Source organism: Amycolatopsis tucumanensis (assembly GCF_021654135.1).
Taxonomy (GTDB): domain Bacteria; phylum Actinomycetota; class Actinomycetes; order Mycobacteriales; family Pseudonocardiaceae; genus Amycolatopsis_E; species Amycolatopsis_E tucumanensis.
Genome location: NZ_JAKGSD010000046.1, coordinates 59,940 through 73,249, shown reverse-complemented (window position 1 = coordinate 73,249; position 13,310 = coordinate 59,940). Strand labels below are relative to the sequence as shown.

The 13,310-nt window shown below is 71.7% G+C and carries 12 protein-coding genes; 4 read left to right on the top strand and 8 right to left on the bottom strand.

What is annotated here, in order from left to right:
• Positions 1-199 precede the first annotated feature (199 nt).
• Complete coding sequence (locus L2C96_RS33405; RefSeq protein ID WP_027936326.1) at positions 200-1,762, bottom strand: deoxyguanosinetriphosphate triphosphohydrolase family protein; 1,563 nt, start codon at positions 1,760-1,762, stop codon at positions 200-202.
• Between the two features lie 110 nt (positions 1,763-1,872).
• Between L2C96_RS33405 and L2C96_RS33400 the strand changes: the two genes are divergently transcribed.
• The 3 genes from L2C96_RS33400 to L2C96_RS33390 all read left to right on the top strand — a co-directional run bounded on the left by L2C96_RS33400 (position 1,873) and on the right by L2C96_RS33390 (position 4,883).
• On the top strand, positions 1,873-3,585 hold the full coding sequence (locus L2C96_RS33400) for a GGDEF domain-containing protein (RefSeq protein WP_308191200.1): 1,713 nt from the start codon (positions 1,873-1,875) through the stop codon (positions 3,583-3,585).
• Positions 3,586-3,696: 111 nt separating this feature from the next.
• On the top strand, positions 3,697-4,164 hold the full coding sequence (locus L2C96_RS33395; protein WP_237339019.1) for a hypothetical protein: 468 nt from the start codon (positions 3,697-3,699) through the stop codon (positions 4,162-4,164).
• Positions 4,165-4,490: 326 nt separating this feature from the next.
• On the top strand, positions 4,491-4,883 hold the full coding sequence (locus tag L2C96_RS33390; RefSeq protein ID WP_237339018.1) for a hypothetical protein: 393 nt from the start codon (positions 4,491-4,493) through the stop codon (positions 4,881-4,883).
• Here the strand turns inward: L2C96_RS33390 and L2C96_RS33385 are convergent.
• The 7 genes from L2C96_RS33385 to L2C96_RS33355 all read right to left on the bottom strand — a co-directional run bounded on the left by L2C96_RS33385 (position 4,880) and on the right by L2C96_RS33355 (position 11,311).
• The gene (locus L2C96_RS33385) at positions 4,880-5,272 is read right to left on the bottom strand and encodes a metal-sulfur cluster assembly factor (RefSeq protein ID WP_020421256.1); all 393 of its coding nucleotides are present in this window, start codon (positions 5,270-5,272) and stop codon (positions 4,880-4,882) included. The genes L2C96_RS33390 and L2C96_RS33385 overlap by 4 nt on opposite strands.
• On the bottom strand, positions 5,269-5,712 hold the full coding sequence (gene sufU, locus L2C96_RS33380; RefSeq protein WP_017982994.1) for a Fe-S cluster assembly sulfur transfer protein SufU: 444 nt from the start codon (positions 5,710-5,712) through the stop codon (positions 5,269-5,271). The genes L2C96_RS33385 and sufU overlap by 4 nt, the downstream gene beginning before the upstream one ends.
• On the bottom strand, positions 5,713-6,999 hold the full coding sequence (locus L2C96_RS33375) for a cysteine desulfurase (protein ID WP_237339017.1): 1,287 nt from the start codon (positions 6,997-6,999) through the stop codon (positions 5,713-5,715).
• A gap of 120 nt (positions 7,000-7,119) precedes the next feature.
• Complete coding sequence (gene sufC, locus L2C96_RS33370; protein WP_237339016.1) at positions 7,120-7,890, bottom strand: Fe-S cluster assembly ATPase SufC; 771 nt, start codon at positions 7,888-7,890, stop codon at positions 7,120-7,122.
• A 40-nt stretch (positions 7,891-7,930) separates the two neighbouring features.
• Positions 7,931-9,097, bottom strand: a complete 1,167-nt coding sequence (sufD, locus tag L2C96_RS33365; protein ID WP_020421259.1) for a Fe-S cluster assembly protein SufD — start codon at positions 9,095-9,097, stop codon at positions 7,931-7,933.
• Between the two features lies 1 nt (position 9,098).
• Entirely contained in the window at positions 9,099-10,547 is a 1,449-nt protein-coding gene (gene sufB / locus L2C96_RS33360) for a Fe-S cluster assembly protein SufB (RefSeq protein WP_020421260.1), read from the bottom strand.
• On the bottom strand, positions 10,544-11,311 hold the full coding sequence (locus L2C96_RS33355) for a helix-turn-helix transcriptional regulator (protein ID WP_020421261.1): 768 nt from the start codon (positions 11,309-11,311) through the stop codon (positions 10,544-10,546). The genes sufB and L2C96_RS33355 overlap by 4 nt, the downstream gene beginning before the upstream one ends.
• 373 nt (positions 11,312-11,684) lie before the next feature.
• Between L2C96_RS33355 and mptB the strand changes: the two genes are divergently transcribed.
• Positions 11,685-13,295, top strand: coding sequence for a polyprenol phosphomannose-dependent alpha 1,6 mannosyltransferase MptB (mptB, locus tag L2C96_RS33350; RefSeq protein ID WP_237339024.1), 1,611 nt, complete (start codon positions 11,685-11,687; stop codon positions 13,293-13,295).
• The last annotated feature ends 15 nt before the right edge of the window (positions 13,296-13,310 follow it).

Below are 13,310 nucleotides of genomic sequence, written 5' to 3'. Positions count from 1 at the left end.
CACCTTCCGACCACCCCCGCCCCCGATGCCTGAGTGTGTTTCAGTCGCCGAGCAGGGTTGTCAAGGCGGGAAAGCGTGCCTTGACAACCCTGGTCGGCGACTGAAGATCGGCTGTGGATCGGGGGCGGGGGAGGTCTGGTTGGGGTAGTCGGCTTGCTTTCGTTGCCGGCCGGCGGTTGGTTGCTGGGTGGTGTGCTGGTCAGAGCACGAAGCTGTCCGACCACGGTTGGCCGGATCGGCCGGAGAGCGCGTCCAGCAGGCTGACCGCCTGCTTGTCCGTCAGCGACGACACGAAGTCGATCACCGCGCGGCCCCTCGCCAGCCCGCGCACGGCGTCGGCGCCCGCGACCGGCTCGCCCGTCGCTCCGACCAGCAGTTCGGGCGCGTTCCGGGCCAGGTCCTCGAACTCCGACTGCGCCAGCTCGACCAGGTCGTGCAGGCGCCTCGGCAGGCGCGAGACCTCGTCCCGGTCGGCGAGCCACGCGTCGAGCGCGTCGACCAGCGTCGTCAGCAGCGAGGCCTGTCCGCGCTGGTGGAGGGCCAGTTCCGGGCGCAGCAGCACGAACCGGCGGTGCACGAACTTCAGCACCTGCACCTCGTGCCACTGGGCGGTCCGCAGCGACACGTGCCCGGCCCGGGTGGACGGCGACGGCAGCACGATCACGCCGTCCACCAGCCGGTGCGTCCACCGCGCGGAGAACGCCGCCGTGGCCTGCTCCGCCTCGATCGAACCGTCGAACGGCTCCGCGAGCAGGCCGTCGACCAGCTCGGCCCGGATCCGCGACACCGCGTGGGCGAACGCGTCGTCGTCGACGATCCACGCGTCCTTGGCGTGCATGCGGCGCCGCAGCTGCTCCAGCGACCGGCCGGGGCGGCGGATCTGCGCGGCGAGCGTCGCGTTGTCCAGTCCGGCCAGCTCCACCGCGTGGTCGAGCCACTCCCCCAGCTCGGCGGCCACCGGCGCGTGCTGCAGGACCCCGATGCGGTGGAAGTCCTGGATGTCGTGGATCGCGTAGGCGAGGTCGTCGGCGGTGTCCATCACGGACGCCTCGACGGTCTGCTGCCACGGCTCGATCCGCCCGGCGAACGGCCTGCGCGCGGCCACCACGTCGTCCAGCTCCGTGCAGTACGCGGAGAACTTGCTCGACCCGGTGCCCGGCGCCTCGTCCGGCTCGGCGGCGCCCCGCGGCGGGATGCGCATCGCGGCCGGGTGCGGGTCGGGCCAGTGCAGCCGCGCCCACGGGTACTTCAGCACCGCCGCCCGCACGGCCGCGGTGAGGTCCAGGCCGACCGCCGCCGGGCCGCGCACGTCGGTAGTGGTGATGATCCGGAACGTCTGCGCGTTGCCCTCGAACCCGTCCGGCAGCGAGAACCGGTGCCGGGCGATGCGGTCCAGCACCTGCTCCCCCAGGTGCCCGAAGGGCGGGTGCCCGAGGTCGTGGGCGAGTGCGGCGGCCTCGGCGACGTCCGGGTCGAGCCCGCCGAGCTTGCCGATCAGCTCGGCGGAGTCCACCGAGGACAGCAGCCGCTGCGAGATGGCGCGGGCGACCTGGGCGACCTTGAGGCTGTGCGTGAGCCGGTTGTGCAGCAGACCGGACCCGGCCGCGCTGACCACCTGGGTCACGCCGCCGAGCCGGGCGAAGAACGGCGACACCACGATGCGGTCCCGGTCGGCCCGGAAGGGGTTGTCGGCCAGGTCGGACCACGCCGGTTCGCTGGCGTTCTCCCGGCGTAGCGTCCGCGGATCGGGTTCCATGCGCATCACCGTATCTGTCCCGCCCGTACCCCCGCGGGAGTACGCTGCCCGCCCCGCAGGTGAACATCAGTCGACATCTCTTTCAATGCGACCACCTCACCAGCGAAGATCGGTCCGTGCGCCCAGTCCGGTTCGCCTTCCAGCCGCTCTACAGCCTGAACACCGGCGGCATGGTCGCGCTCGAAGCGCTGGCCCGCCCCGCCGAGGGGTCCGTGCACGAACTGCTCGACACCGCGCGTCGCGAACGGCGCCTCGTCGAGACCGACATCGCGCTGGCGTGCGACGCCGTCCGCGCGGAAGCCGACCAGCAGACGCTGCTGCCGCTGCACCTGAACATCACGGCCGCCACTGCGGCCGCGCCCGCGGTCGATCCCCTGCTCGACACCCTCGCCCGCGTCGGCAAGCGGCCGCGCGAGGTGGTGCTGGAGGTCGGGCCGCCGTTCTGCTCGGTGTGGCCCGAACAGCTGCTCGCCGGCCTGCACCGGCTCGGCGAGCTGGGTTTCCGGCTCGCGCTGGACGGCCTCGGCCGCGGCGACCTGCCGTTCGCGATGCTCGCGGCCGCGCCGGTGGACGTCCTCAAACTCGACCGCAGCGTGCTGCGCGGGCTGCCCGGTGACGCCGGCTCGGTCGCGGTCGTCGAATCCCTGCTGCACTTCACGTCCCGGACCAACGCGCGACTGGTCGCGACCGGGGTCGAGACGGAAGCGCAGCTGGGAGCGGTGCGCCGCCTGGGGGTGCGCATCGCTCAGGGCAACCTGTTCGCCCCCGCCCGGGACGGGGTGAACCTCGGGCACCTGCTGACCCCGGCGATCCCCGACCCGGAGGAGCGCCTCACGCCGGGGCCGCTCACCACGCCGCGCGTGCGGGACTTCCTGCGCCCGGCGAGCACCCTGCCGCACGACGCGACCTGCGACGACGTCCGCACCGCGCTGGCCGCGGGCGACGCGCCGAGCGGCATCGTCGGGATCGACGCCGACGGGCGGCCGCGGTGGTCGATCGACCGCACCCGGTTCCTGGTGTCGGTCACCGGGCCGTACGGGCACGCCCTGCACGCGAAGCGCAGCGCGGAACGGCTCGCCGACAGCCCGCACACGATCCACGCCGACGCGGGCGCGCTTGAGCTGCTGGAGCTGGTGACCGACGCGGACTGGGGCCGCACCGGCGACGACGTGGTGGTGGTCGACGACGCGGGCCGCTGCCTCGGTGTGGTGCTGGTGACCGAGGTGGTGCGCGGGGTGGCCGAGGCGAAGGTCGAGGAGGCGGCGGCGCTGAACCCGCTGACGCGGCTGCCGGGCAGCGACACGGTGGCGCGGGACGTGGACCGGCGGATCGGCAGCCGGGAGGCGTTCGTCGCGGCGTGGCTGGACGTCGACTCGTTCAAGGCGGTCAACGACAACGCCGGTTTCGCCGCCGGGGACGACCTGATCCGCGCGATCGGCCGCACCCTGACGGACCTGGCGTCGCGGCTGCCGAGGATGGTGGTGAGCCACGTCGGCGGCGACGACTTCCTGATCGCCTGCGACGTGGACGAGATCGGCACGATCGCGGGCGCGCTGCTGGACACGCCGTGGAGCGCGGAGGGCATGCCGGTGACGGTGTCGCTGGCGACGCTGGTCTGCGCCACGGCGACGATCGAGTCCTACCGGGAGGCGTCGCGGCTGCTGGCGCCGCTGAAGAAGCAGGCCAAGTCGGTGCCGGGGTCGAGCTGGGTGCTGGGCCGTCCTGGTTCGGAGCGGGTCGAGGTGCTGCGCGGCCGTTCGCGGCACGCGCTGCCGGAGCAACGGCCAGCGGGGCCGGTGGGGCCGGTGGGGTTGAGCCGCGCCGGGTAGGGGCGCAGCCCGTCGGCCGGTACTGCACAGGTGGTCGCGGTGAGCGTGCCGGAGCAGTGCCGGGGAGGCGTGCAACCGGCGGGCCGCGTGGTCCGTCTGGGAAGCATGCGGATGTTGCCGGTGTTGGCGCTCGGGCTGGCTGTGCTGACGGCGTGCGGGGCGTCGGAGGGTGCGGCGGGCGGTGAGCGGGCCTGCACGCTGATCGGTGCGATGCCGGGGATCAGTCTCGACGTCGCGCCGCGGGCGGATGTCGCGGGCGCTGAGGTGACCGCCTGCTGGGGCGCGGACTGCCGGACCTGGCGGCCGGACCTGCACCGCGCGACGACCGCCGAACCGCAGGGCTGCACCGGCACCGGGCCCGACGACACGTGCTCGGCGCGGGTGGTGGAGACCGGTGGGTGGTACGCCTTCGTCGACGTCCCCGACCTGCGGGAGGGGCCGGTGGAGATCACGGTGGTGCTGACGAACGCGGCCGGGGTGGAACTGGCCCGCACGACGCAGGCCACCGCCGCCGAGCTGGTGTACCCGAACGGCCCGGACTGCGGCGGCGGCGTTCCGCAGGCGAACATCCGGGTATAGACGATGCGGAACCACCCGGCACTGCTGGCCGCCCTGGCAGCCTGCGGCGGCGTTTCGCACGCGGACGTCGGGGGTAGACGGTGCGGAACTGCCCGGCACTGCTGGCCGCCCCCGCGGCCTACGGCGGCGTTCCGCAGGCGAACAACCGGGAGTAGACGATGCGGACTCGCCCGGCGCTCCGTCTGGCCTCGGCCGTTCTCGCAGCTTCCGGCGGCGTACCGCACGCGAACGTCAGGGTGTTGACGATGCGGAACCACCCGGCACTCCTGCTGGCCATCCTCGCGGACTGCGGCGACGTCCCGCAGGTGAACAACCGGGGGTAGACGATGCGCGCGGCACTCCTGCTGGCGCTGGCCGTCCTCGCGGGCTGCGGCGGAGCGCCGCACACCACTGAGGCCCTCCAGCGGCCGTGTCCCGCCGTGGCCCTGGTTCCCGGGATCTGGCTCGACGTGGGGCCACGGCCCGGCCAGGTCATCACGGCCGCGACGGTGACGGCGTGCCGCGACGGCGTCTGCCGGACCGAACAGGCGTCACTCGCTCCGCAGGACACCGGGTGGGCGGGGTTCGCCGCGTTCGACGACCTTCGCGTCGGTCCCTACGAAGTCACCGTCGTCCTGCCGGGCGGCACCCCCACAACGCAGAACACCGCCGCGCGGCTCGAGTTCCCTGGTGGGCCCGAGTGCGGCGGCGGTGTTCCGCGGGCGGAAATCCAGCTCTAGACGGTGAAGCCCAGCGCCCGGAGCTGCTCCCGGCCGTCGTCGGTGATCTTTTCCGGGCCCCACGGCGGCATCCAGACCCAGTTGATCCGGAAGTCCTTCACCACGCCGGCCTGACCGACCAGCACGGACGCCGTCTGGTCCTCGATCACGTCGGTCAGCGGGCAGGCCGCCGACGTCAGCGTCATGTCGATCGTGGCGGTGTTGTCCGGCTCCACGCGGATGTCGTAGACCAGCCCGAGGTCGACCACGTTGATGCCGAGCTCGGGGTCGACGACGTCCCGCATGGCCTCCTCGATGTCCTCGATCTTGGCCACGTCCGCGGCGGGCGGCTGCGCCTGCTCGGGCAGGTCCTCCGCGGTGCGGCCCTCGCGCGTCTGCTCCTCGGTCACTTCTCGGCTCCGTTCGTGCGGGTCAGCGCATCCTTGAACGCCATCCAGCCCAGCAGGGCGCACTTCACCCGCGCCGGGTACTTCGACACCCCGGCGAAGGCGACCGCGTCCTCCAGCACATCCTCGTCCGGCTCGATCTGGCCCCGGCTCTGCATCATCTCCACGAAGGTGTCCATCGTGGACAGTGCCTCCGACACCGTGTGACCGGTCACCAGATCGGTCAGCACCGACGCCGACGCCTGGCTGATCGAGCAGCCCTGCCCCTCGTAGGAGACGTCGGCGACCTTGTCGCCCTCGACCTTCAGCCGCAGGGTGATCTCGTCGCCGCAGGTCGGGTTCACCTGGAACGACTCCGCGTCGAAGGGCTCCCGCAGGCCGTGGCCGTGCGGGTTCTTGTAGTGGTCCAGGATGATCTCCTGGTACATGCTCTCCAGGTTCACCTACGCCACCCCGAAGAACTTCTGCGCCTCGCGGACACCACCGAGCAGCGCGTCCACTTCGGACAGATCGTTGTACAGGTAGAACGTCGCCCGCACGGTGGCGGGCACCTGGCAGACCCGGTGCAGCGGCCACGCGCAGTGGTGTCCCACGCGCACGGCGATGCCCAGGCTGTCCAGCACCTGGCCGGCGTCGTGCGGGTGCACGCCGTCGACGACGAACGCCACGGTCGCGCCGCGGTCGGCGCTGTCCCCGGGACCGATCAGCCGGACGCCGGGGATCTCGGCGATCCCAGCGAGCGCGGCCTCGACGAGCGCGTGCTCGTGCGCGGCCACCCGCTCCATGCCGATCGCGGTCAGGTAGTCCACCGCGGCGCCGAGCCCGACGGCCTGCGACGTCATCGGCACACCGGCCTCGAACTTCTGCGGCGGCGGCGCGAACGTGGTGCGCTCCATGCTGACCAGCTCGATCATCGACCCGCCGGTGAGGAACGGCGGCATCGCCTCGAGCAGCTCACGGCGCCCGTAGAGCACGCCGATGCCGGACGGCGCCAGCATCTTGTGCCCGGAGAACACCGCGAAGTCCACCCCGAGGGCGTGGAAGTCGACCGGGAAGTGCGGCACCGACTGGCACGCGTCCAGCAGCGTCAGCGCGCCCACCTCGCGGGCCCGGCGGACGATCGGCTCGACCGGGTTGATCGTGCCGAGCACGTTGGACTGGTGCGCGAACGCGACGATCTTGGTGCGCTCGTTGACCAGCTCGTCCAGGTTGGACAGGTCCAGCCGGAACGTGTCGGTGAGGTCGAACCACCGCAGCGTCGCGCCGGTGCGCTGGCACAGCTGCTGCCAGGGCACCAGGTTCGCGTGGTGCTCCATCGCGGTGATGACGATCTCGTCGCCCGGCCCGATGCGGAACCGCTCGGCCTCGGGTCCCGCGGTGGCCGCGTTGCTCATCGCGTACGCGACCAGGTTGATGCCCTCGGTGGCGTTCTTGGTGAACACCAGCTCGCCCGGGTCCGCGCCGACGAACTCGCCGGTGCGGGCACGGGCGTACTCGTAGGCGTCGGTCGCCTCTTCGGCGAGCTGGTGCGCACCGCGGTGCACCGCCGCGTTCGAGGTCTCCAGGAACCGGCGCTCGGCGTCCAGCACCTGGGTGGGCCGCTGCGAGGTGGCGCCGGAGTCCAGGTACACCAGGGGTTTCCCGTCGCGCACGGTGCGCGACAGGATGGGGAAGTCGGCGCGCAGCGCAGCGACGTCCAAAGGCGTGTTGGCCGCGGCTGTGGTGGTCATGCGCGCCAACTCCTCTCTCGCGGTGTCAGTTCGGGCTCGGAGGCACATCCGGGCGAAAATTGCGAAGCCGCCTGGATGTGCCGACCGGGTGCGGGTGTCCCGCACAACACAGCAAAAACGTCAGACCGCCGCGGCTTCCTTCTTGCCGGTGTACTTGACGTAGCCGTTCTCCTCCAGCTCGTCCGCCAGCTCCTTGCCGCCGGACTCGACCACCTTGCCGTCGGCGAAGACGTGCACGAAGTCGGGCGTGATGTGGCGCAGGATCCGCGTGTAGTGCGTGATCAGCATGACGCCGACCTCGTTGTTGGCCTTGTACTCGTTGACGCCCTCGGAGACGATCCGCAGCGCGTCGACGTCCAGGCCGGAGTCGGTCTCGTCCAGGATCGCGATCTTCGGCTTGAGCAGCGCCAGCTGCAGGATCTCGTGGCGCTTCTTCTCACCGCCGGAGAAGCCCTCGTTGACGCTGCGCTCGGCGAACTCGGCCGAGATCTCCAGCTTGGCCATCTCGTCCTTGACTTCCTTGACCCAGTGGCGCAGCTTCGGCGCCTCGCCGCGCACGGCGGTGGCCGCGGTGCGGAGGAAGTTCGACATGGACACGCCCGGCACCTCGACCGGGTACTGCATCGCCAGGAACAGCCCGGCGCGCGCACGCTCGTCGACGCTCATGTCGAGCACGTTCTCGCCGTCCAGCAGCACCTCGCCGGAGGTCACCTCGTACTTGGGGTGGCCGGCGATGGCGTAGGACAGGGTCGACTTGCCCGAGCCGTTCGGGCCCATGATCGCGTGCGTCTCACCCGAGCGGATCGTCAGGTTGACGCCCTTCAGGATCTCCTTGGCGCCCTCGTCGGTGGTGACGCTCGCGTGCAGGTCCTTGATTTCCAGTGTGGCCATGGCCCTTTTCGTCTCTGTCTCTCGTGGTGGAAGGAGTGGCTCAGCTGCCGACGGCTTCGAGTTCGGCCTCGATCGCCTCGGCCAGGCGCTCGCGGACCTCGGGAACGTCGATCTTCATCAGGATCTCGTGGAAGAACCCGCGGACGACCAGACGCCGCGCCTGCTCCTCCTCGATCCCGCGCGACTGCAGGTAGAACAACTGCTCGTCGTCGAACCTTCCCGTGGCGCTCGCGTGCCCGGCGCCGGCGATCTCACCGGTCTCGATCTCCAGGTTCGGCACCGAGTCGGCGCGCGCGCCCGTGGTGAGCACGAGGTTGCGGTTGAGCTCGTAGGTCTCGGTGCCCTCGGCCGCGGCCCGGATCAGCACGTCGCCGATCCACACCGCGTGCGCGTCGTCGCCCTGCAGCGCGCCCTTGTACATCACGTTCGACTTGCAGTTCGGGACCGCGTGGTCGACGAAGAGGCGGTGCTCCTGGTGCTGCCCGGCGTCGGCGAAGTACAGGCCCAGCATTTCCACGTCGCCGCCGCGGTCGGCGAACGTCGCGGTCGGCGAGACGCGCACCAGGTCGCCGCCCAGGGTGACCACGATGTGCTTGACCGTGGCGTCCTTGCCGAGCCGCAGGTGCTGCTCGGAGACGTGCACCGCGTCGTCGGCCCAGTCCTGGACGCTGACCACGGTGAGCTTGGCGCCCTCGCCGACGACGAACTCGACGTTGTCGGCGTAGGTGCCCGAGCCGAGGTGGTCGAGCACGACCACGCCCTCGGCGTAGGCCTCGGCGCGCACCTGCACGTGGCCGTAGGCGGTGTTGCCCTCGCCGGGGCCGGTCAGCCGCAGCACGGTCGGCTTCGACGCCTTGGTCTCCTTGGGCAGGGTCACCAGGGTCGCCGCGGCGAACGAGCTGTACGCCTGCGCGGCGATCCGGTCGCTCGGGACGCCGGCCTGGCCGAGGCGCTCGTCCTCGCGGCCGACGGTCTCGACGCGCACCTCGGGGGCGGCGTCGACGTCGACCTTGACCTCGCCGGAGGCCGTGGCGGTGCCGTCGTGCAGCCCGCGCAGCCGCTTCATCGGGGTGAAGCGCCAGTTCTCCTCGCGGCCGCTGGGGACCTCGAAAGCCTGGACGTCGTACCCGGTGAAGCGCTCCGCGCGGGAGGCCGCCGGGACGACGGCCTCCGCGGCAGCAGCGGTGTTCTCAGCAGACACCGTCATGTCAGCCGACGGCTCCTTCCATCTGCAGTTCGATCAGGCGGTTCAGCTCGAGCGCGTACTCCATGGGCAGCTCGCGCGCGATGGGCTCGACGAACCCGCGCACGACCATCGCCATGGCCTCGTCCTCGGTGAGACCGCGGGACATCAGGTAGAACAGCTGGTCCTCGGAGACCTTCGACACCGTCGCCTCGTGGCCCATCGACACCTCGTCGTTGCGGATGTCGACGTAGGGGTAGGTGTCCGAGCGGGAGATGGTGTCGACCAGCAGCGCGTCGCACTTCACCGTGGAGGCGGAGTGGTGCGCCCGCTTGGCGACCTTGACCAGGCCGCGGTAGGAGGTGCGGCCGCCGCCGCGCGCCACCGACTTCGACACGATGGTCGAGGAGGTGTGCGGCGCCAGGTGCTCCATCTTCGCGCCGGCGTCCTGGTGCTGCCCCTCGCCCGCGAAGGCGATCGAGAGGACCTCGCCCTTGGCGTGCTCACCCATCAGGAAGACCGACGGGTACTTCATGGTCACCTTGGAACCGATGTTGCCGTCGATCCACTCCATGGTCGCGCCCTCTTCGCACTTGGCGCGCTTGGTGACCAGGTTGTAGACGTTGTTCGACCAGTTCTGGATGGTCGTGTAGCGGCAGCGGCCGCCCTTCTTCACGATGATCTCGACGACGGCCGAGTGCAGCGAGTCCGACTTGTAGATCGGCGCGGTGCAGCCCTCGACGTAGTGCACGTAGGCACCCTCGTCGACGATGATCAGGGTCCGCTCGAACTGGCCCATGTTCTCGGTGTTGATCCGGAAGTAGGCCTGCAGCGGAATGTCCACGTGCACGCCCGGCGGCACGTAGATGAACGACCCGCCGGACCACACCGCGGTGTTCAGCGCGGAGAACTTGTTGTCACCGGCCGGGATGACCGAGCCGAAGTACTCCTGGAACAGCTCCGGGTGCTCCTTGAGGCCGGTGTCGGTGTCCAGGAAGATGACGCCCTGGGCCTCGAGGTCCTCGCGGATCTTGTGGTAGACGACCTCCGACTCGTACTGGGCCGCGACGCCGGCGATCAGGCGCTGCTTCTCCGCCTCCGGGATGCCCAGCTTGTCGTAGGTGTTCTTGATGTCCTCGGGCAGCTCGTCCCAGCTGGCGGCCTGCTGCTCGGTGGAGCGGACGAAGTACTTGATGTTGTCGAAGTCGATGCCCGACAGGTCCGCGCCCCAGTTCGGCATGGGCTTGCGCTCGAAGAGCTTCAGCGCCTTCTGGCGCGCCTCGAGCATCCACTCCGGCTCGCTCTTCTTCGCGGAGATGTCAGCCACCACGTCGGCGTTCAGCCCGCGGCGGGCGCTGGCGCCCGCGGCGTCCGGGTCGGCCCACCCGAACGCGTAGTTGCCCAGGGACTCGATGGTCTCTTCCTGGGACAGCGGCGTCGTGGTGGGATTGCGCTGCTCGGCAGCGGCAGTCATTCGCGTTCCCCTCCGTCCGGAGCTTTCGCTTGCAGACCCGGCGGATTTTCCGCAGGGACGTGTGTCGTGCACGCGGCGTCACCGCGTGCGATGGTCGCCAGCCGCTGGACGTGGGTGCCCAGCAGCTTGGCGAACGCCTCGGTCTCCGCCTCGCACAGCTGCGGGAACTCAGCGGCGACGTGGGCGACCGGGCAGTGGTGCTGGCACAGTTGCGCGCCGGCACCGGTGGCCGATGCGCCCACCTGGCGGGTGGACGCAGCGTAGCCTTCCCTGGTCAGGGCGGCGGCCAGGGCCTCCGCCCGGTGTGCGGGGCCGTCGGCCGCGTTGACCGCGGCCCGGTGCGGCTCGACCAGGGCGGCCACCCGCCGCTCCGCGAACGCCCGCACCGCGTCCTCGCCCGCGTGCTCGGCGAGGAACCGGATGGCGGCGACCGCGAGGTCGTCGTAGGCGTGCCCGAACCGCGCCCGTCCCGTCTCGGTGAGCAGGAAGAGCTTGGCCGGGCGGCCCCGGCCACGCGGTCCGCGCCGGGGCGCGTCCCGCGTCTCGGCCTCCCCGTCGGCGACCAGGGCGTCCAGGTGGCGGCGCACGGCGGTCGGGCTGATGCCCAGCCGCTCGGCGACGACACCCGCCGTCATGGGGCCGTCCTCCAGCAGGAGGCGGGCGACCTCGTGGCGAGTCCGCCCTTCCGGGGTGGCCTGAGCGGGCACCACGGCACCGGGACGGCTCGCGCCGTCCTCGTGCTGGGTGGTCCCGCTGTTTTTCACAACATAAGTGTGTCGTATTTCGGGCGGGGAGGCAAAGAGTGGTCATCTCACGGTGAGCGGGGTCACTGCGCCGGAGGCGTAGGCGCTGGTCGGGGCCGGTCGGCGAGGTCGGCCGGATCACTCTGGTGGGTGAGCGCGGCGTGCCGCCCGCCGCCGGACGTGCGCGCCCGGCCGCTCGGCTCGCGCCCGCGCCCGCCGCGAGCTCCGCACCCAGGGGCGCGCGCCCGACCCACCACCGCAAGTCCCCCAGGGCTCGCGTACCGCGCCCTGAGCGGCGGCGGCCTGCTCCACCGCACGTCAGACACGGTGTTCGCGCTCGTGAACTGCCCTTCACCACAGCCCTTCGCGGCGTCGATACCCTCTCTGTGTGGCATTGGGCGAGCAGAGCACCGGTGGCGGTGCGGTGGCGGTACCGCTGTCCCCGGTGCGGCCCCCCGAGGCCGGGCCGCTGGAGCAGCGCGAACTGCGCGCGCTCGACATCATCCGCCGCCTCGGCACGATCGGCGCCCTGCTGCTCGCGCTCGGCTCGCTGGGCGCGGGGGCGGCCCCGGTGCTCAACCCGGTCCAGGACATCCCCGTCCTGCGCCTGTTCGCCCGCATCCCCACCGTCTCGCTGGCGATCTGCTTCGCCGGCATGGGCATGCTCGTCGTGGGCTGGCTGCTGCTCGGCAGGTTCGCGCGGCCGGGGCGCGCCCGCCTCGCCAGCCGTGCGCAGCTCACCCGCACCCTCGTCATGTGGCTGACGCCGCTGATGTTCATCCCGCCGCTGTTCTCCCGCGACGTCTACAGCTACCTGGCGCAGAGCGAGATCGTGCACCGCGGCATGGACCCCTACTCGCTGGGCCCGGCGCAGGCCCTCGGCGTCGCCGACCCGCTCACCAGCGGCGTGTCCAACATGTGGCGCGAGACCCCGGCCCCCTACGGCCCGCTGTTCCTCAAGCTGGGCAGCTGGATCTCCGCGATCGTCGGCGACAACATCGTCGCCGGCGTGCTGCTGCAGCGCGCCCTGGCACTGGCCGGCGTCGCCCTGATCATCTGGGCCCTGCCGCGGCTGGCGCAGCGCTTCGGCGTCGAACCGGCCACCGCGCTGTGGCTGGGCGCGGCCAACCCGCTCGTGTTGTTCCACCTGGTCGCCGGCGCGCACAACGAAGCCCTCGGCATCGGCCTCATGGTCGCCGGCCTCGAGCTGGGCATCCGCCGCCTCCCGGTGCGCGTCACCGGTGACACGGCGCCGCCGCTGGCCCGCGGCGAGGTCCTGTTCATCGTGCTCGGCGCGGCCGTCATCACGCTCGGCGCGGCGGTGAAGATCAACGCCATCATCGCGCTGGGCTTCTTCGGCGTGATGATCGCCCGCCGCTGGCACGGCCGCATCACCGACCTGCTGCGCGCCGCGGCGCTGGTCACCGGCGTGTTCGCGGTGGTCATGGTGGCCGTGTGCCTGGGCACCGGGCTGGGCTTCGGCTGGGTCGGCGCCCTCGGCACGCCGGGCCTGGTGCGCAGCTGGATCTCCCCCACCGCCGAGCTGGCCAACCTGGGCGGCGTGCTGGGCATCGCGCTCGGCCTGGGCAACCACACCAACGCGCTCGTGTCCATCCTGCAGCTGGCCGGCACCGCGCTGGCAGGGCTCATCACGGCCAAGTTCCTCTGGGACAGCTTCCGCTGGCGCTACCGGCCCATCATCGGCCTCGGCGTGTCGCTGGGCGCGTTCATGATGCTGCACGTCGCGATGCAGCCGTGGTGGCTGCTGTGGGCGGTCATCCCGCTCGCCGCCGCGGCGGGCACCTCCCGCTTCCGGGTCGCCGCCAGCGTCGCCAGCGTCGCGCTCGCGTTCCTCGCCGCGCCGCCGGGCAGCACGTTCGACGGCCGCTCGTTCGTCGTGCCGCAGGCCTACCTGGCCGCGGCTCTCGTCGTCGCCGTCGCGGTGGTCGTCGTGTGGCGCAGGGCACCTCTTCTGCTGAAGAGGGATCCGCAGCCGGTGGCCTGAGCCGAGGTCGTACGC